We start from the raw sequence: 20,343 nt of genomic DNA on the forward strand, positions 1-20,343 counted from the left end.
GATATCTTCTTGTGTGATTGCATACGTGGCTGTGTACACTATTGTTCCAGCTCCTACTGCTAAATCTGCTAAATCCATATCTAGGTCTAAGTCCGCGCCTCCACTCTGATAAACTGGTGTTGGTAAACTACCCGTTCCTGTAAAGTCTGCTGCATCTTCAGATACACTTACATCAAATAAAGTCAAATCACCTGTGTTACTTACTGTATACGTATAGGTAATGATATCGCCTACACTTACAACGCCATCGGCTCCTAAGTCTAAACTACTCTCTTTTACAATACTAATATTTGGAACGCCACATTCAATAGAAATGACCGTTTCGTCATAGGCGCTAACATTATTTTGTCCTGTTGAAGCAACAACATCAGGAACTCCATTTCCATTGTTAACTACAACGTCTCCAAGGCTATCATCAGCATCTAAATCGGCTAAAGTAAATCCGCCATCAGCTTCAACCGCATCAGGACAACCATCATCGTCACTATCGGTATCTAAGAAATTCGGAATACCATCTTCATCATAATCCAGCTCAGTAGTTTGCGGATTAGAATAATTAGTAATACAACTAAATTCTAAGTTACTTCTTCGTTGTGTAAATACAATTGGAGCTTCAGAAATTTGAGCACCAACTCTAATATTAAATGACGATAAGTTTACGAATCTTCCAGAAAAATTCACTTGAGGATTAACATTTGTAGATCCTGGATAGTTAATTATTCCTGAAGTTGCAATTAACCAACCACCTTCGTAATCGAAGCTTAAAGTTGTTGGATTTTCGGTAGTATAGCTTTGAGGGTATTGTGTCCAGTTAATTTCCTGTAATCCAGTATTACCATCAATATCATTAAAATTAACAAAGAATTCAGGAATAGCAACCGGAGTTCCATCAATAGATGACACAAAATCGAAATTGTATTCTACAAAAGCAACATCACCAACAAATAAGTTTTGGTAATCTGTTAAAGGCGTAAAGCTTGCCGTGTTACCTGTATTATCATCTAAAGCTCCAATAGTACAATTCTCGATTTCTTGAATTGTAATAAGTGCATCAACGTTTGGAAGTACAGAGGCAATTCTAAACACTTCACCTTCTAAGAATGTTGATGGGTTTCCATCTCCTGATTCTTCAGTAGGTATTGCACTAAAATCTAAACTAGCTTCCGATCCACAATTTGGTTGCGTATTAGTAATTGGACCATTTTCATCAACATCAAGAAGTCCGTCGTTATCATTATCTTCATCACATCCATCTGGTACTAAATCGCCATCAGCATCAAATGCATCGTTAAATCCTTCACATAAATCTGCTGAATTTGGCACACCATCATTGTCACAATCGTTTGATGGGAAATCTAAACAATCTCCTATTTCGATGGTAACTTCTGCTGTATCACAAATTGTATTATCAACATCTAAACAGATTTGGTACTCTACAGTATATGTTCCTGGAGATGAATTAGCAGGAATGTTTAATGTTCCGTCGGTATTAATACTTACTCCTACTAAACCACCATTATCGGTGACACTAATATTATCAGCAATATTGCCATCATTTGCTGCAATACCATCTGCGGTATCTGTTCCATTGCCATTGTCTTCAAAAACACTGGCTGTAGTTCCGCCTGTATCAGGATTAAAAGCTGTACCACTGAAATCATCATCCTCTGCATTGATACTTGGATCCACTTCTATGATGACATCTGCTGTATCACAAATGGTATTATCTACATCTAAACAAATTTGGTAAGTAACTGTATAAGTTCCTGCAGTTGTTCCGGCTGGAATATCGATGGTTCCATCGGTATTAATAGACACGCCTGTTAAACCACCATCAGCAGTAATACTGATATTATCGGCAATATTACCATCGGTTGCTGCAACACCATCTGCGGTATCTGTTCCATTGCCATTGTCTTCAAAAACACTGGCTGTAGTACCGCCTGCTGCTGAATCAATTGGTGTCCCACTGAAATCATCGTCCTCAGCAATAACACTTGGATCTACTTCTATGATGACATCGGCTGTATCACAAATTGTGTTATCTACATCTAAGCAGATTTGGTAAGTAACTGTATAAGTTCCTGCAGTTGTGCCTGCCGGAATATCGATGGTTCCATCGGTATTAATAGACACGCCTGTTAAGCCACCATCAGCAGTAATACTGATATTATCGGCAATATTACCATCGGTTGCTGCAACACCATCTGCAGTATCTGTTCCGTTGCCATTGTCTTCAAAAACACTAGCTGTAGTGCCTCCTGCTGCTGAATCGATTGGTGTACCGCTGAAATCATCGTCCTCTGCATTGATACTTGGATCTACTTCTATGATGACATCTGCTGTATCACAAATGGTATTATCTACATCTAAACAAATTTGGTAAGTAACTGTATAAGTTCCTGCAGTTGTTCCGGCTGGAATATCGATGGTTCCATCTGTATTGATTGACACACCTGTTAAACCACCATCAGCAGTAATACTGATATTATCGGCAATATTACCATCGGTTGCTGCAACACCATCTGCGGTATCTGTTCCGTTGCCATTGTCTTCAAAAACACTAGCTGTAGTACCGCCTGCTGCTGAATCAATTGGTGTGCCACTGAAATCATCGTCCTCTGCATTGATACTTGGATCCACTTCTATGATGACATCTGCTGTATCACAAATTGTGTTATCTACATCTAAGCAGATTTGGTAAGTAACTGTATAAGTTCCTGCAGTCGTTCCGGCTGGAATATCGATGGTTCCATCTGTATTGATTGACACGCCTGTTAAACCACCATCAGCAGTAATACTGATATTATCGGCAATATTACCATCGGTTGCTGCAACACCATCTGCAGTATCTGTTCCGTTGCCATTGTCTTCAAAAACACTAGCTGTAGTGCCACCTGCTGCTGAATCAATTGGTGTACCGCTGAAATCATCGTCCTCAGCAATAACACTTGGATCCACTTCTATAATGACATCTGCTGTATCACAAATGGTATTATCTACATCTAAACAAATTTGGTAAGTAACTGTATAAGTTCCTGCAGTCGTTCCAGCTGGAATATCGATGGTTCCATCTGTATTGATTGACACACCTGTTAAACCACCATCAGCAGTAATACTGATATTATCGGCAATATTACCATCGGTTGCTGCAACACCATCTGCAGTATCTGTTCCGTTGCCATTATCTTCAAAAACACTAGCTGTAGTGCCACCTGCTGCTGAATCAATTGGTGTCCCACTGAAATCATCGTCCTCAGCAATAACACTTGGATCTACTTCTATGATGACATCTGCTGTATCACAAATGGTATTATCTACATCTAAACAAATTTGGTAAGTAACTGTGTAAGTTCCTGCAGTCGTACCGGCTGGAATATCGATGGTTCCATCGGTATTGATAGACACACCTGTTAAGCCTCCATCAGCAGTAATACTGATATTATCGGCAATATTACCATCGGTTGCTGCAACACCATCTGCAGTATCTGTTCCGTTGCCATTGTCTTCAAAAACACTAGCTGTAGTACCGCCTGCTGCTGAATCAATTGGTGTGCCGCTGAAATCATCGTCCTCAGCAATAACACTTGGATCTACTTCTATGATGACATCTGCTGTATCACAAATGGTATTATCTACATCTAAACAAATTTGGTAAGTAACTGTATAAGTTCCTGCAGTCGTACCGGCTGGAATATCGATGGTTCCATCTGTATTGATAGACACACCTGTTAAACCCCCATCAGCAGTAATACTGATATTATCGGCAATATTACCATCGGTTGCTGCAACACCATCTGCGGTATCTGTTCCATTGCCATTGTCTTCAAAAACACTGGCTGTAGTGCCTCCTGCTGCTGAATCAATTGGTGTGCCACTGAAATCATCGTCTTCTGCTACAATATTAGGATCAATAACAATCGTTGCTTCAGCTGTATCACAAATAGTATTGTCTTCATTTAAACAAATTTGGTACTCTACAATGTAAACTCCTGAGGTTGCATTGGCAGGAACATCTATGGTTCCGTCGGAATTAATACTCACTCCTGTTAAGCCACCATCATTAGTAATACTAATATTATCATCGATGTTAGCATCAGTAGCTGCGACACCATCTGCATCATCAACACCGTTACCATTATCATCAAAAACACTAGCCGTTGTTCCTCCTGAACTATCAAAAGGTGAACCACTAAAGTCATCATCTTGGGCAACTATAGTAGGTAAAGACACACAAAAACCTATGTCTGGAATTTCATCACAATCTAAAACTGTAATATCTGGAGGGTCAGAAACGCCACTTCCTAAATTTCCTTCAAGGGTATGTCCAACAAAACATGGCGCAGGGTTTCCTTGAATTTGTACTAAAGAGTAGTGACCTGACATTTCTAAATATATTGCGATATCAGTTCCTAAAGTAAAACCGGCAGGTATAACAGGTAGTACTTGATCTGCTGAAGCTGCACTAGAAAGCATTGAAAAGGAATTATCTCCCCAAAAATAAGGTGTACCATCATTAGTTATCGCTCCAATACCTCCATGACCATCAGAATTATCAGCTGCGTCAATAAAATATACGTCTTGTAAATTCCCTGTTCCTGTAGCGTTTTGAACTATAACCCAACTGGTTTGGTCAATAGTATTACCAATACCAAGTCTACCATCATTATTATCTCCTAAAGAATAAATAAAACCATTAGCAGGATTTAAAGCAAAATAACTTGGATCTGCTTCAGTCGTCAAACTAATCATACTAGGTATAACGCCTGGAAAAGGTGATGTCATCAAAACTGGTGTGGCACTTGAAGTAAGACCCGTTCCGTTTCCTAAATATATAGCACCTCCCCAAGTATAAAACTGACCTGTGGTTGTATAAGCAAATACGGCGTCTTCAGACACCTTAATACTTTCTACATTAGAAATTGAAGCCTGGTGCCATGTGGCATCTGTACCTGTAGTTGTTCCATCACCATATAAATCATCAGAATTTAATGCTCGTATCCACACATCACCACTGTTGGTTAAAATTCCCAAGATGTCATTTGATGCTTTTAATGATTTAACATCTGTTGGTAGTACCCCTACAGGTAGTGTTGTTGCTTGAAAAGTATTACTTGATGTTAAAGATGCATTGATAACTTGTCCCTCATTTCCCCAAACATATAAACCATCGGTTGTAAGTAAAAAACTTTGAGGATTAGAACTAGATATTTGATCTCCTAAAGTAGCTAATAAAGGTGTTCCAGTATAAATATATCCATTAACAGGTGCAATTTGCGTTGGCGAAGTCAATTCTGTCCCTGTTGCACTCATGGCATCTCCCCAAGCAAAGAATCCGTTAGTTGTTCTTGCTATTGTACAGTGATAACCAGCTACCCAAATTTGATCATCATTATTAAAAGGATATGATGCAGTACATTGGGCTGATAATTCATTTTGCCAAGCAAATGAAACCAAAATTAATAATAACGTAGCTACGTTTGTAAACGAGAATCGAGTAAAGATTTTCATATTATCTTAAAGTAAAATTATTTATATCTATATAATATCTAATTATTCAATACAAAGACTAATAACCTAACCTTAAAACATGACAACCTTAAACAATAAACAAAAAAAACCCACACTCATAAATGAGTAAAGGCTTAACATATTGGGGACATGTAAATCAAAATTATTGCTATTAATCTTATAGTAACAAAAATAATATTAATTCTATGAATTAATAAAATATAATTAACATTTATTTTATCGATTAAGTGTTTAAAATAATCGATGAAACGCAAATTTAAAGTTTTTTTTTATAAAACAAAGCCTTTACTGATAATTTCTGAAGAAAATCAAAATTAACATAGGTTAATTTTGATTTATAGATTAGAATTATTGCTAACAATTAATCAATCTCTATCAGTTATCATTTTAGACACGTATTTGTTTATTTAGGCACTTGCAATTACTACACCTACGGAAAAATTATAATTAAGGTTTTTAAATATTAATTATTTAATAGAATTATATTTGCAACTACTAAAAACAAGTATGAGTTTTATTAAAGAAATCAATAGGAGACGTACATTTGGAATTATCTCACATCCAGATGCAGGAAAGACAACATTAACTGAAAAATTACTACTATTTGGTGGTGCTATTCAAGAAGCTGGTGCTGTAAAAAGTAATAAAATTAAAAAAGGAGCTACGAGTGATTTTATGGAGATTGAGCGCCAAAGAGGAATCTCGGTAGCAACCTCTGTTTTAGCTTTTGAATATGATGGTATTAAAATAAATATTCTAGATACACCAGGCCACAAGGATTTTGCCGAAGACACTTTCAGAACTCTTACTGCAGTAGATAGTGTTATTGTTGTTATTGATGTCGCCAAAGGTGTTGAGGAACAAACCGAAAAATTAGTTGAAGTTTGTCGCATGCGTAATATTCCAATGATCGTATTCATAAATAAAATGGATCGTGAAGGTAAAGATGCTTTTGATTTATTAGATGAAATAGAGCAAAAATTAGGACTAACCGTTGTGCCTTTGAGTTTCCCTATTGGAATGGGATACGACTTTAAAGGCATTTATAACATTTGGGAAAAAAATATCAATTTATTTAGTGGCGACAGTAGAAAAGATATTGAAGAAACCATAGAGGTTAACGATTTAAAATCTCCAGAGTTGGAAAAGTTTGTAGGCGAAAAAGCCGCTCAAACCCTTAGAGATGAAATTGAGCTTGTAGAGGGTATTTATCCTGAATTTGATAAGGATGCGTATTTAAACGGCCAACTTCAGCCTGTATTTTTTGGTTCTGCTTTAAATAATTTCGGAGTAAGAGAACTTTTGGACTGCTTTGTTGACATTGCTCCTAAACCCAGACCTAAACAGAGTGAAGAGCGATTAGTGAAGCCAGAAGAAGATAAATTTACTGGTTTTGTTTTTAAGATTCATGCCAATATGGATCCAAATCATAGAAACCGATTGGCCTTTATCAAAATTGTTTCTGGTGAGTTTAAACGTAATACGCCTTATCTTCATGTAAGACATGACAAAAAACTCAAGTTTTCTAGTCCGAATGCCTTTTTTGCTGAAAAGAAAGAAATTGTAGACATCTCATATCCAGGAGACATCGTAGGCTTACAAGACACCGGAAACTTTAAAATTGGTGATACATTGACTGAAGGCGAAGTGCTTAATTATAAAGGCGTACCAAGTTTTTCACCTGAACATTTTAGATATATTAATAATGCCGATCCGTTAAAATCTAAACAACTTTACAAAGGGATAGACCAGTTAATGGATGAAGGTGTCGCTCAGTTATTTACCTTAGAACTCAATGGCAGAAAAGTAATAGGAACCGTTGGCGCCCTACAATATGAGGTTATTCAATACCGACTAGAACATGAATATGGTGCAAAGTGTACGTATGAAAACCTCAATGTTCATAAAGCCTGTTGGGTAGAAACCGACAATGTCAAGAGCACAGAGTTTAAAGAGTTCCTTAGAGTAAAACAGCGTTTTTTAGCTAAAGATAAACGCGGACAACTAGTGTTTCTGGCAGATTCAGCGTTTTCTCTACAAATGACACAACAGAAATACCCGAGTATAACCTTTCATTTTACTTCAGAGTTTGATTAAAAAAAACAGTGCCGTTCGTCTAAAATTTTCGAATAAATTTGTTTTTTACCGATGATTTTATACTTTTAATCGTTGATTAAGTTACGATAACGTTTTAGTTATCTAAATTTAAGATAGATTCAAACCCCAAAATTGATCTACACATGAAAACAAATCCTAACGTGTTCAGTAATAGCGATATTACTGTAACTTACAATCCGTGCAAATGCATCAACGCTGAGCGTTGTGCAAGAGAGCTTTCAAATGTATTCCGTCAATCTGTGATTCCGTGGATCGACTTAGACGGAGCATCTACAAAAAAAATTATTAAGCAAGTTAAGAAGTGCCCTTCTGGAGCGCTCCAGTTTTACGTCAATCAAGAAGTCGCCTAAATGATTTTCATCTTGATGAAGTTGCTATACAATTTTTTGAAGAAAAAGTATATGCAAAGAGTAAAGTTAGCTAAAGTAGCTTATGATTGATAAGTATATAGAATACATCCTTTCTAAACAATATATAACAATAGTCAAGCCGACTATACCCTACTTTATTTCATTAAAAAAGCCCTAACTAATTGTTAGGGCTTTTTTTATAGGCAAAACTAGGCTTGTCCTGTTGGTCCGAAATTTAAAGGTATGGGAGGCTGTACAAAAAAGTATTTTGAACACCTCTCCAACACAGTTTCAAATCTCGTTATATTAAAAATACTAGGCTTGTCCTGTTGGTCCGAAATTCAAAGGTATGGGAGGTTGTTCATAATCTTTGATTTCACCATGGGATTTTTCAAAACGCTGCACATTATCTCCCAGCGCTTTTAATAAGCGTTTCGCATGTTGGGGCGTTAAAATAATTCTGGATTTCACTTTACTTTTAGGTGTTCCAGGCATGATGCTTACAAAATCGATTACAAATTCTGAAACGGAATGGTTAATAATAGCGAGGTTAGAATAGGTGCCTTCGGCAATTTTCTCATCTAACTCAATATTAATTCCTGGTTTTTTATTTTTATTGTCTTCTGCCATCTTAAACTTGTTTAAGCTTCCATGAATGTGGAAGTCTAATTAATATTTATTTTAAAAGTAAAAAGTCCTACTAGTTTAGCAGGACTTTTTTATTATTAAAGAGATTCCAACCTGCGTTGGATTAAATTTGACTACCAGATGTCACTTCGCTTTTAGCTCGTGAAATCTGAATCTCATTTAATTATAATTCATCTCCTCTTTTGCTTTCATCATTTCATTAAATTCTTCTTTAGAACCTACAATGATGTTATCAAATTTTCTAACACCTGTTCCTGCTGGAATTCTATGACCAACAATCACATTTTCTTTCAATCCTTCAAGATCATCAACTTTAGCATTTACTGCTGCTTCGTTAAGAACTTTAGTTGTTTCCTGGAACGATGCTGCAGAGATAAATGATTTGGTTTGTAACGATGCTCTTGTAATACCTTGTAAGATAGGAGTTGCTGTAGCTGGTTGTGCATCACGTGCAGTAACCAGAGCTTTATCTTCTCTACGTAGTATCGAATTCTCGTCTCTTAACTCTCTTGAAGTTAAGATTTGACCAGCTTTCAGATTTTCAGATTCACCAGCATCTTCAACCACTTTCAATCCGAAAATTTTATCATTTTCTTCAATGAAATCCGATTTGTGAACCAGTTGATCTTCTAAGAAAATCGTATCACCAGAATCAATGATTTTAACTTTACGCATCATTTGTCTTACAACAACCTCAAAGTGCTTATCATTAATCTTCACACCTTGTAAACGATATACTTCTTGAACTTCGTTTACTAAGTACTGTTGAACAGCCGCTGGACCTTTAATATTTAAAATATCGTTAGGTGTAATTGAACCATCAGATAAAGGCATACCCGCTTTTACGTAATCATTTTCTTGTACAAGAATCTGATTTGATAATTTCACTAAGTATTTCTTAACCTCACCAAGTTTAGACTCAATGATAATCTCACGGTTACCTCTTTTGATTTTACCGAAAGACACCACACCATCAATCTCACTTACAACAGCAGGATTTGAAGGGTTACGCGCTTCGAATAATTCGGTTACACGAGGTAAACCACCTGTAATATCACCTGCTTTAGCAGACTTACGAGGAATTTTCACTAAGATTTTACCAACCTTAATTTTCTCTCCGTCGTCAATCATAAGGTGTGCTCCAACTGGTAAGTTGTAAGAACGTATAGTTTCTCCTTTTGAATCTTCAATATGTAATGTAGGAATCAATTTCTTATTTCTCGATTCTGAAATTACTTTCTCCTGGAATCCAGTTTGCTCATCAATTTCTACTTGGTATGTAACACCTTGCTCGATATTTTCATACTTCACTTTACCAGCAAATTCTGAAATAATCACACCGTTATATGGATCCCACTGACAAATAGTATCGCCTTTTTTCACTTTATCTCCTGGTTTAACATAGATAAATGATCCGTAAGGGATATTATTAGTACTTAATGTGATACCTGTTTTAGCATCGGTTAATTTTAATTCAGAAGTACGAGAAATAACAACGTCAACTTCTTTTCCTTCATTATCAGTACTCTTAACCGTTTTAAGATCTTCGATTTCAGCGATACCATCGAATTTCACAGTTAATTTATTCTCTTCTGAAATGTTACCTGCAATACCACCTACGTGGAATGTACGAAGTGTAAGCTGTGTACCTGGTTCACCAATAGATTGTGCTGCCACAACACCAACGGCTTCTCCTCGTTGTACCATCTTACCTGTCGCCAAATTACGACCATAACATTTAGAACAAATACCTTTTTTAGCTTCACAAGTTAATGCTGAACGCACTTCGATAGCATCTAATGGAGATGCCTCAATACGTTTTGCAATAACGTCGTCAATATGACCACCTGCTTCTACTAATAACTCTTCAGTAATTGGATCGTAGACATCATTTAATGAGGTACGACCAACAATTCTAGCTTCAAGAGTTTCGATAACTTCTTCGTTTTTCTTTAACGGATTAACTTCAATACCTCTTAATGTTCCACAATCTTCAGTGTAGATAATAACATCTTGAGATACATCTACTAAACGACGTGTTAAGTAACCTGCATCGGCTGTTTTAAGAGCGGTATCGGCAAGACCTTTACGCGCACCGTGAGTAGAAATAAAGTATTCTAAAATTGAAAGTCCTTCTTTAAAGTTAGATAAAATCGGGTTTTCAATAATTTCTCCACCACCAGCATTAGATTTTTTAGGTTTCGCCATTAATCCACGCATACCTGTCAACTGACGAATCTGTTCTTTAGATCCACGAGCTCCAGAATCAAGCATCATAAATACTGAGTTAAATCCTTGTTGATCTTCGCGAATACGCTTCATTGACAACTCGGTTAATTCAGCATTGGTAGACGTCCAGATATCAATAACTTGGTTATAACGTTCGTTATTAGTAATTAATCCCATGTTATAGTTACCCATAATACCATCAACTAAGCCATTGGCTTTGTCAATCATACTTTGCTTTTCAGCAGGAATAATAATATCACCTAAACTAAAAGATAAACCACCTTGGAAGGCGAACTTATATCCTTGCGTTTTAATCTCATCTAGGAAAGCAGCCGTTTCTGGCACACTTGTCTTTTTAAGAATACCGTGGATAATATCTCTTAAGGATTTTTTAGTTAAGACTTCATTGATATAACCAGCTGCAGCAGGAACCTTTTCGTTAAAAAGTACACGACCAACAGTTGTTTCAATAATTTGAGTGGTTAACTCACCGTCTTCATTGAAATCCTGAGTTCTTACTTTGATTCCAGCATTTAAATCAACTTTCTTCTCATTATAAGCAATAGTAACTTCTTCAGGTGAGTAGAACGTTAGGCCTTCACCTTTAACAGTGTAGTCTTTATCAGATTTTCTAAGCTTGGTCATATAGTAAAGACCAAGTACCATATCCTGAGAAGGAACGGTTACTGGCGAACCATTTGCAGGGTTCAAAATATTATGAGACGCTAACATTAATAGTTGCGCTTCTAAAATCGCTTCAGGACCTAATGGTAAATGTACAGCCATCTGGTCACCATCAAAATCGGCATTAAATGCAGTACACACTAATGGGTGTAACTGAATTGCTTTTCCTTCAATTAATTTTGGTTGGAAAGCTTGAATACCTAGACGGTGTAATGTAGGCGCACGGTTTAGTAATACTGGATGTCCTTTAAGAACATTCTCCAAAATATCCCAAACCACAGGCTCTTTACGGTCTATAATTTTCTTAGCAGACTTTACCGTTTTTACAATCCCTCTTTCAATCAGTTTTCTGATGATAAACGGCTTGTATAATTCGGCTGCCATGTTTTTAGGCAATCCGCATTCGAATAATTTTAATTCTGGTCCAACAACAATCACCGAACGCGCTGAATAATCAACACGCTTACCTAGTAAGTTTTGACGGAAACGTCCTTGCTTACCTTTTAAGGAATCGGATAATGATTTTAATGGTCTGTTAGAATCCGTTTTAACAGCAGAAGCTTTACGTGTGTTATCAAATAATGAATCAACCGATTCTTGTAACATACGTTTCTCATTTCGTAAGATAACTTCAGGTGCTTTGATTTCGACCAAACGCTTTAAACGGTTGTTACGAATAATCACACGACGGTAAAGATCATTTAAATCGGAAGTTGCAAAACGTCCACCATCTAAAGGCACTAAAGGTCTTAATTCTGGCGGAATGATTGGAATAGCCTTCATGATCATCCATTCTGGCTTATTCTCTCTATTAGCATTAGAATCTCTAAAAGCTTCAACAACCTGTAAACGTTTTAAAGCTTCAGTTTTACGTTGTTTAGACGTTTCAGTATTTGCTTTATGACGTAATTCGAATGATAATTCGTTTAAATCGATTCTTGACAAGAGTTCGATTAAACATTCAGCTCCCATTTTAGCGATAAACTTATTTGGGTCTGTATCATCTAAATGTCTGTTTTCTTGCGGAAGAGATTCCATAATATTAAGGTACTCTTCTTCTGTTAAGAAATCCATTTTTTGTAATGGTTCGCCTTCAGCATTTTTAGCTTCACCTGGTTGGATAACTACATAACGTTCGTAATAGATAATCATATCTAAACGCTTCGAAGGTAAACCAAGTAAATAGCCTATTTTGTTAGGTAACGAACGGAAGTACCAGATATGAGCTACAGGCACAACAAGATTGATGTGTCCTACGCGATCACGACGTACTTTCTTTTCGGTTACTTCAACTCCACAACGGTCACAAACAATCCCTTTGTAGCGTATTCTTTTATATTTACCACAAGCACATTCAAAATCCTTTACAGGACCAAAAATTCGCTCACAGAATAAACCATCACGTTCTGGTTTATGGGTTCGATAATTAATAGTTTCTGGTTTTAAAACTTCACCACGAGATGCTGCCAAAACAGATTCTGGTGATGCTAGACCAATAGAAATTTTACTGAATTTCTGTATTGTATTCTTATCTTGTCTTCTTGCCATTTTCTTTATAGTATTCAGTCGCAGTCGCAGTTTTCAGTTAGTAATATTTACCTTCTGTAAACTGAGACTGTCAACTATAAATTTATTCTTCTAATCTAATATCTAATCCTAATCCTTTCAATTCGTGCATAAGTACGTTGAAAGATTCAGGTAGTCCTGGTTCTGGCATTGGCTCTCCTTTTACGATTGCTTCGTAAGTTTTAGCTCTACCTATAACATCATCAGATTTAACAGTTAAAATCTCACGTAAAGTACTTGATGCTCCATAAGCTTCAAGTGCCCAAACTTCCATCTCACCAAAACGCTGACCACCAAATTGTGCTTTACCACCTAATGGTTGTTGTGTAATTAATGAGTAAGGTCCAATTGAACGTGCGTGCATCTTATCGTCAATCATGTGACCAAGTTTAATCATATAGATCACACCAACGGTTGCTGGTTGATCAAAACGATCTCCTGTACCACCATCATATAAGTACGTGTGTCCAAATCTTGGTACACCTGCTTCGTCTGTAAATGCATTGATCTGGTCTAGAGTGGCACCATCAAAAATTGGCGTCGCATAGGTGCGTCCTAATTTTTGTCCAGCCCAACCAAGTACCGTTTCATAAATCTGACCGATGTTCATACGAGATGGTACACCTAACGGATTTAATACAATATCAACAGGGGTTCCATCTTCTAAGAATGGCATATCTTCTTGACGAACAATACGAGCAACAATACCTTTGTTACCGTGACGTCCTGCCATTTTATCACCCACTTTCAATTTACGTTTTTTAGCGACATAAACCTTCGCTAATTTGATAATACCTGCTGGTAATTCATCACCGACTGAAATAGTAAACTTCTCACGACGTAATGATCCCTGAAGGTCATTTTCTTTAATCTTATAGTTGTGAATTAAATCGGCAACTAATGAATTTAAATGCTCATCGGTAGTCCAGGTTCCTGACGTTAAGTGTGTATAATCATCAACAGCATTTAACATCTTAAGGGTATATTTCTTTCCTTTAGGAATGATTTCTTCACCTAAGTCATTAAAGATACCTTGAGCCGTTTTACCATTAACAAGTGCAAATAATTTTTCAACTAAGACCGCTTGTAAATCATCAAACTTTTGGTAGTAGATATTTTCTAATGCTTCAATATCTTCTTTATCTTTTGCTCGCTTACGTTTATCTTTAATCGCTCTTGAGAATAATTTTTTCTCGATAACGACACCATGTAATGATGGCGATGCTTTTAAAGACGCATCTTTTACATCACCTGCTTTGTCACCAAAGATGGCACGTAATAATTTTTCTTCAGGCGTTGGATCAGATTCTCCTTTTGGTGTAATTTTTCCGATAAGGATATCCCCAGGCTTAATCTCTGCTCCAATACGAATCATACCATTTTCATCAAGGTCTTTAGTCGCCTCTTCAGAAACATTAGGAATATCATTAGTTAATTCTTCGTTACCTAATTTGGTATCTCTAACTTCTAATGAATATTCATCAATATGAATCGATGTAAATATATCATCGCGAACTACTTTTTCAGAAATAACGATCGCATCCTCAAAGTTGTAACCTTTCCATGGCATGAATGCCACTTTCATGTTACGACCTAATGCTAATTCGCCATTTTCGGTAGCATAACCTTGACAAAGGACTTGTCCTTTCTTCACCTTATCACCTTTCTCAACGATTGGCTTTAAATTGATAGACGTTCCTTGGTTGGTTTTTCTGAATTTTACCAGAGGATAAGTTTTGGTATCGCTATCAAAACTCACCATAGCTTCTTCTTCAGTACGTTCGTATTTTATAGTTATTTCATTAGCATCAACGTACTCAACTGTTCCGTCACCTTCAGCATTAATCAATACTCTTGAATCTGAAGCGACTTGACGCTCTAATCCAGTTCCTACGATTGGTGCTTGCGGACGTAATAATGGTACAGCCTGACGCATCATGTTAGATCCCATCAAGGCACGGTTGGCATCATCATGCTCTAAGAACGGAATCAATGAAGCCGAAATAGATGCAATTTGATTTGGTGCAACATCGGTGTAGTTTACCGTAGAAGGCTCAACTACTGGGAAATCACCTTCTTGACGCGCAATAATTTTGTCTTCAAGAATTTTACCGTTATCATCCACACTAATATTCGCTTGAGCAATTAGCATGTCTTCCTCCTCTTCAGCACTTAAATAGGTAGGCGCATTTTTGATATCTACAACCCCATTATCAGACTTTCTGTAAGGTGTTTCAATGAATCCCATTGAATTCACTTTAGCATATACAGATAAAGATGAAATTAATCCAATGTTTGGTCCTTCAGGAGTTTCAATTGGACATAATCTTCCGTAGTGCGTATAGTGAACATCACGTACCTCAAAACCTGCTCTTTCTCTAGATAAACCTCCAGGTCCTAGAGCCGATAGACGACGTTTGTGTGTAATCTCTGCTAGTGGATTGGTTTGATCCATAAATTGAGATAACTGGTTGGTTCCGAAGAATGAATTAATAACAGACGATAAGGTCTTAGCGTTAATTAAATCAATAGGTGTAAATACTTCGTTATCACGAACATTCATACGCTCACGAATGGTACGAGCCATACGTGCTAAACCAACACCAAACTGAGATGATAACTGCTCACCTACAGTACGTACACGACGGTTAGATAAGTGATCGATATCATCAATCTCTGCTTTAGAGTTGATTAACTCAATTAAGTATTTAATGATTGTTATGATATCTTCTTTGGTAAGTACTTGCTTATCCATTCCGATATCTAACTGTAATTTTTTGTTCATTCTATAACGACCTACTTCACCTAAAGAGTAACGTTGGTCTGAGAAGAATAATTTATCAATAATACCACGCGCTGTTTCCTCATCTGGCGGCTCAGCATTACGTAATTGACGGTAGATATGTTCAACAGCTTCTTTTTCAGAGTTTGTTGGATCTTTTTGTAAGGTATTATGAATAATTGCGTAATCTCCTTGTTGTGATGTTTCTTTGTGTAATAAAATAGTTTTTACACCAGCTTCAAGAATTTCTTCAATATTATCTTTATCAATAACTGTGTCACGATCTAATACAATTTCGTTACGTTCGATAGATACTACTTCTCCAGTATCTTCATCAACGAAATCTTCATGCCAAGTGTTTAACACACGTGCAGCAAGTTTACGATCGATCACTTTTTTAAGTCCGGATTTTGACACTTTAACTTCTTCAGCAAGGTCAAAAATCTCTAGAATATCTTTATCACGCTCAAAGCCGATAGCTCTAAATAAAGTTGTAACAGGTAACTTTTTCTTTCTATCAATGTAAGCGTACATCACTTGGTTGATATCTGTAGCGAATTCAATCCAAGAACCTTTGAAAGGAATAACTCTCGCAGAATATAATTTAGTTCCATTGGCGTGGAATGACTGACTAAAGAATACACCTGGAGATCTGTGTAATTGGGATACAACGACACGCTCTGCTCCATTGATACAGAAAGTTCCGCTAGGTGTCATGTAAGGGATTGTTCCTAAATATACATCTTGAACAATGGTCTCAAAGTCTTCATGTTCTGGATCTGTACAATACAATTTTAAACGTGCTTTTAAAGGCACACTGTATGTTAATCCTCTTTCGATACATTCTTCAATTGTATATCTTGGTGGATCAATGAAATAATCCAAAAATTCTAATACGAATTGATTACGAGTATCTGTAATTGGAAAGTTTTCCATGAAGGTATTATACAATCCTTCATTTCCTCTTTCTTCTGATTTTGTCTCTAACTGGAAAAAATCCTGGAAGGATTTAATTTGAATATCCAAGAAATCTGGGTATTCAGTTCTGTTTACTATGGAAGAGAAATTTAATCTTTCAGCTGTATTTGCTAACATCGATGAACGAGATTTTGATTAAAAAAATAATTAGTTTATTTGTGTACCTTTTTTATACACAAAAGGGTTTAGGTCATTCCGAGTATTTCGGAAGACCTAAACCATACTTTGTAGGTTAGTTAAGCTTACTTAAGCTCAACCTCTGCTCCTGCTTCTTCTAATTGAGATTTTAGAGCTTCTGCTTCGTCTTTAGCGACACCTTCTTTGATAGCACTTGGTGCTTCGTCAACTAAACCTTTTGCTTCTTTTAATCCTAAACCAGTTAATTCTTTAACTAATTTTACAACAGCTAATTTAGAACCACCTGCTGCTTTAAGGATTACGTCGAATTCTGATTTTTCTTCAGCGGCGTCTCCACCTGCTGCTCCGCCACCTGCTGCTACTGCTACTGCAGCTGCTGCTGGTTCGATACCATATTCGTCTTTTAATATTGTAGCTAATTCATTAACTTCTTTTACTGTTAAATTAACTAATTGTTCTGCGAAATCTTTTAAATCTGCCATTTTCTATCGTTTTAATAATTTTAATAAAATATAATTTGTTTAAGTGCGTACTTATTTGATTATCCTTCTTTTTCGGATAAAGTTTTGATGATACCTGCAATAGTTCCACCACCTGATTTAAGTGCTGAAATAACATTCTTAGCTGGTGATTGTAATAATCCAATGATATCTCCAATCAATTCTTCTTTAGACTTGATATCAACTAACATGTCTAATTGATCATCTCCAAGGTATATAGCCTCTTCAATAAAAGCTCCTTTAAGCAAAGGCTTATCAGATTTTTTACGGAAGTTTTTAATGACTTTAGCTGGAGCATTACCAGTTTCAGAATACATTACTGAGGTATTACCTTTTAAAACTGTTGGAAGGTCTCCGAAATCTTTATCAGAAGCTTCCATAGCTTTGGTTAATAATGTATTTTTTACTACGTTTAATTGTACGTTTGCTTTAAAACAAGCACGACGTAAATCTGAAGTGTTACTTGCGTTTAATCCAGAGATATCTGCTAAATAGATATTTGCATTGTCTGCTAACTGAGCAGTTAACTCTTCAATTACTTGTGATTTTTCTTCTCTTGTCATAATAATAAAGATTTAACTACTTATGCAAATTTTACATCAATTGCAATACTCGGGCTCATTGTACTAGACATGAAAATACTCTTCATGTAGACCCCTTTTGCAGCAGTTGGTTTTAACTTATTTAAAGTGGTTAACAATTCCATTGCATTGTCCTTTAATTTATCAGCACTAAATGATGCTTTACCTATTGGAGCGTGTACAATTCCTGTTTTATCAACTTTAAAATCGATTTTACCAGCTTTAACTTCAGATACTGCTTTAGCAACATCCATAGTAACTGTTCCTGTCTTTGGGTTTGGCATAAGTCCTCTTGGACCTAATACTCTACCTAACGGACCTAATTTACCCATGATAGCTGGCATGGTAACGATAACGTCAACATCGGTCCAACCACCTTTGATTTTCTCTAGGTATTCGTCTAATCCTACATAATCAGCGCCTGCAGCTTTAGCTTCCTCCTCTTTATCTGGAGTTACTAAGGCTAAAACCTTCATATCTTTACCTGTACCATGCGGAAGCGATACAACGCCTCTTACCATTTGATTTGCTTTACGAGGATCAACTCCAAGTCTTACAGCTAAATCAACAGATGCATCAAACTTTGTATAGGTAATTTCTTTTAATAATGCTGAAGCTTCTTCAAGAGAATATAATTTATTCTTCTCTACTTTAGCTCTTGCTTCTTTTTGTTTTCTTGTAATTGCCATTTCAAAAATTTTTAGTTAGGTGCTTCACCACCTTTAACTGTGATTCCCATTGATCTTGCAGTTCCTGCAACCATCTTCATTGCAGAGTTTACACTAAATGCATTTAAATCTTGCATTTTGTCTTCTGCGATAGCTTTCACTTGATCCCAAGTTACTTTTGCTACTTTCTTTCTGTTCGGTTCACCAGATCCTTTTTTTACTTTGGCCGCTTCCAATAATTGTACCGCAGCTGGAGGAGTTTTAATAACAAAGTCGAAAGACTTGTCTTTGTAAACTGAAATTACAACTGGAAGAACTTTACCAGGCTTATCCTGAGTTCTAGCGTTGAATTGTTTACAAAATTCCATGATATTAACTCCAGCAGCTCCTAAAGCGGGTCCAACCGGTGGCGACGGATTCGCAGCACCTCCCCGAACTTGTAATTTAACTACTTTACCTAATTCTTTTGCCATTTTAAAAATTTTAGTTTTGTATATCTTTTATTGTGGAAGCAAAAAAGACATACTATCTATATATGTAACAATTATTATACTTTTTCAACTTGCATATAGCTTAATTCTAATGGTGTTTTTCTTCCGAAAATCTTAACCATTACTTCCAGCTTACGCTTCTCTTCATTTATCTTCTCAATAGTGCCGTCAAATCCATTAAACGGACCATCAATAACTTTTACGGTTTCACCAATCGTGTAAGGTATAGCCACATTTGCATCAGCTTCTACAGCTAATTCATCTACTTTACCTAACATTCGGTTAACTTCAGATTGTCTTAATGGCACTGGATCTCCTCCTTTAGTTTCCCCTAAAAACCCAATAACATTCGTAATCGATTTTATAATATGAGGAATCTCACCACTTAAATTCGCCTGAATCATAATATATCCAGGAAAATAGACCCGTTCTTTATTGATCTTTTTTCCATTGCGAATCTGGATAACTTTTTCTGTAGGAACTAATACTTGATCTACATAATCTTCTAATCCTAATCTTGAAATTTCATTCTCGATATAGGCTTTGATTTTGTTTTCCTGACCACTTACAGCTCTAACAACGTACCACTTTTTATTTACATTTGTCTCTGACATTCCTCTGCGTTATTTTTAGTTAAATTAAATTAAAGTAAGCCTTAATCACTTTACTAAAAACAGTATCAACACCCCAAATAGCTAATGAGAATATAATTGAAAAAACAGCAACTAAAATGGTTAAACTTTGAGCTTCTGCTAAAGTTGGCCATGATACGTGGTTTTTCAATTCGTCAAAAGATTCTTTTATGTAATTTACTATTCCTGCCATTTGATTTTTAATTTGTACGATTAAGATTTTGTCTTACTTTAATTAGCACACATATCTTGCCTCGTATTTTAACTTGCACGGGTTGAGAGACTCGAACTCCCGACACCTGGTTTTGGAGACCAGTGCTCTACCAACTGAGCTAAACCCGTAAAAAGAAACAACATTTATTTATTGTTTCTAATTTGTTATTTCAATAAGTCTACCTAATTTTTCCTAGCGCTCAGTTCTGAGCCCTGCCTGCCGGCAGGCAGGT

At 36.3% G+C, this 20,343-nt stretch carries 12 protein-coding genes and 1 tRNA gene; 2 read left to right on the forward strand and 11 right to left on the reverse strand.

Annotation, left to right across the window (positions count from 1 at the left end):
- Positions 1-5,511, reverse strand: a 5,511-nt coding sequence (locus N4270_RS00005; protein WP_260094752.1) for a hypothetical protein, incomplete at its 3' end; no start/stop codon positions are given.
- A 528-nt stretch (positions 5,512-6,039) separates the two neighbouring features.
- Between N4270_RS00005 and N4270_RS00010 the strand changes: the two genes are divergently transcribed.
- Both N4270_RS00010 and N4270_RS00015 read left to right on the forward strand, forming a co-directional pair.
- Positions 6,040-7,629: a peptide chain release factor 3 gene (locus tag N4270_RS00010; RefSeq protein WP_260094753.1), complete on the forward strand. Its 1,590-nt coding sequence runs from the start codon at positions 6,040-6,042 to the stop codon at positions 7,627-7,629.
- A gap of 143 nt (positions 7,630-7,772) precedes the next feature.
- Positions 7,773-8,000 (forward strand): (4Fe-4S)-binding protein, encoded by a 228-nt coding sequence (locus N4270_RS00015; protein ID WP_260094754.1) that lies wholly within the window; start codon positions 7,773-7,775, stop codon positions 7,998-8,000.
- Positions 8,001-8,315: 315 nt separating this feature from the next.
- Here N4270_RS00015 and N4270_RS00020 read toward each other — a convergent pair whose 3' ends face one another.
- The 10 genes from N4270_RS00020 to N4270_RS00065 all read right to left on the reverse strand — a co-directional run bounded on the left by N4270_RS00020 (position 8,316) and on the right by N4270_RS00065 (position 20,239).
- Positions 8,316-8,630 (reverse strand): DUF3467 domain-containing protein, encoded by a 315-nt coding sequence (locus N4270_RS00020; protein WP_260094755.1) that lies wholly within the window; start codon positions 8,628-8,630, stop codon positions 8,316-8,318.
- Positions 8,631-8,807: 177 nt separating this feature from the next.
- Complete coding sequence (rpoC, locus tag N4270_RS00025; RefSeq protein WP_260094756.1) at positions 8,808-13,109, reverse strand: DNA-directed RNA polymerase subunit beta'; 4,302 nt, start codon at positions 13,107-13,109, stop codon at positions 8,808-8,810.
- Positions 13,110-13,191: 82 nt separating this feature from the next.
- On the reverse strand, positions 13,192-17,004 hold the full coding sequence (rpoB, locus tag N4270_RS00030) for a DNA-directed RNA polymerase subunit beta (protein WP_260094757.1): 3,813 nt from the start codon (positions 17,002-17,004) through the stop codon (positions 13,192-13,194).
- A gap of 125 nt (positions 17,005-17,129) precedes the next feature.
- Positions 17,130-17,507: a 50S ribosomal protein L7/L12 gene (gene rplL / locus N4270_RS00035; RefSeq protein WP_230936951.1), complete on the reverse strand. Its 378-nt coding sequence runs from the start codon at positions 17,505-17,507 to the stop codon at positions 17,130-17,132.
- A 59-nt stretch (positions 17,508-17,566) separates the two neighbouring features.
- Positions 17,567-18,088 (reverse strand): 50S ribosomal protein L10, encoded by a 522-nt coding sequence (gene rplJ / locus N4270_RS00040; RefSeq protein ID WP_260094758.1) that lies wholly within the window; start codon positions 18,086-18,088, stop codon positions 17,567-17,569.
- 20 nt (positions 18,089-18,108) lie between these two features.
- A complete protein-coding gene (gene rplA / locus N4270_RS00045) occupies positions 18,109-18,795 on the reverse strand; it encodes a 50S ribosomal protein L1 (RefSeq protein ID WP_204346859.1) in 687 nt (228 codons plus the stop codon).
- 11 nt (positions 18,796-18,806) lie between these two features.
- Positions 18,807-19,247 carry a 50S ribosomal protein L11 gene (gene rplK / locus N4270_RS00050; RefSeq protein ID WP_204346858.1) on the reverse strand — a complete coding sequence of 147 codons (441 nt, stop codon included), beginning with the start codon at positions 19,245-19,247 and terminating at the stop codon, positions 18,807-18,809.
- 74 nt (positions 19,248-19,321) lie between these two features.
- The gene (gene nusG / locus N4270_RS00055) at positions 19,322-19,879 is read right to left on the reverse strand and encodes a transcription termination/antitermination protein NusG (RefSeq protein WP_260094759.1); all 558 of its coding nucleotides are present in this window, start codon (positions 19,877-19,879) and stop codon (positions 19,322-19,324) included.
- 19 nt (positions 19,880-19,898) lie between these two features.
- Positions 19,899-20,090 carry a preprotein translocase subunit SecE gene (secE, locus tag N4270_RS00060; protein WP_260094760.1) on the reverse strand — a complete coding sequence of 64 codons (192 nt, stop codon included), beginning with the start codon at positions 20,088-20,090 and terminating at the stop codon, positions 19,899-19,901.
- 76 nt (positions 20,091-20,166) lie between these two features.
- Positions 20,167-20,239, reverse strand: a tRNA-Trp gene (locus tag N4270_RS00065).
- Positions 20,240-20,343 lie beyond the last annotated feature (104 nt).

It is taken from the genome of Psychroserpens sp. SPM9 (assembly GCF_025153525.1).
Classification (GTDB): domain Bacteria; phylum Bacteroidota; class Bacteroidia; order Flavobacteriales; family Flavobacteriaceae; genus Psychroserpens.

What these genes read in the sequence shown, in the direction of transcription:
- nusG (WP_260094759.1), bottom strand. Translation starts at nt 19,879, where the DNA reads ATGTCAGAGACAAATGTAAATAAAAAGTGGTACGTTGTTAGAGCTGTA.
- rplL (WP_230936951.1), bottom strand. Translation starts at nt 17,507, where the DNA reads ATGGCAGATTTAAAAGATTTCGCAGAACAATTAGTTAATTTAACAGTA.
- N4270_RS00015 (WP_260094754.1), top strand. Translation starts at nt 7,773, where the DNA reads ATGAAAACAAATCCTAACGTGTTCAGTAATAGCGATATTACTGTAACT.
- N4270_RS00020 (WP_260094755.1), bottom strand. Translation starts at nt 8,630, where the DNA reads ATGGCAGAAGACAATAAAAATAAAAAACCAGGAATTAATATTGAGTTA.
- rplK (WP_204346858.1), bottom strand. Translation starts at nt 19,247, where the DNA reads ATGGCAAAAGAATTAGGTAAAGTAGTTAAATTACAAGTTCGGGGAGGT.
- rplJ (WP_260094758.1), bottom strand. Translation starts at nt 18,088, where the DNA reads ATGACAAGAGAAGAAAAATCACAAGTAATTGAAGAGTTAACTGCTCAG.
- rplA (WP_204346859.1), bottom strand. Translation starts at nt 18,795, where the DNA reads ATGGCAATTACAAGAAAACAAAAAGAAGCAAGAGCTAAAGTAGAGAAG.
- N4270_RS00010 (WP_260094753.1), top strand. Translation starts at nt 6,040, where the DNA reads ATGAGTTTTATTAAAGAAATCAATAGGAGACGTACATTTGGAATTATC.
- rpoC (WP_260094756.1), bottom strand. Translation starts at nt 13,109, where the DNA reads ATGGCAAGAAGACAAGATAAGAATACAATACAGAAATTCAGTAAAATT.
- rpoB (WP_260094757.1), bottom strand. Translation starts at nt 17,004, where the DNA reads ATGTTAGCAAATACAGCTGAAAGATTAAATTTCTCTTCCATAGTAAAC.
- secE (WP_260094760.1), bottom strand. Translation starts at nt 20,090, where the DNA reads ATGGCAGGAATAGTAAATTACATAAAAGAATCTTTTGACGAATTGAAA.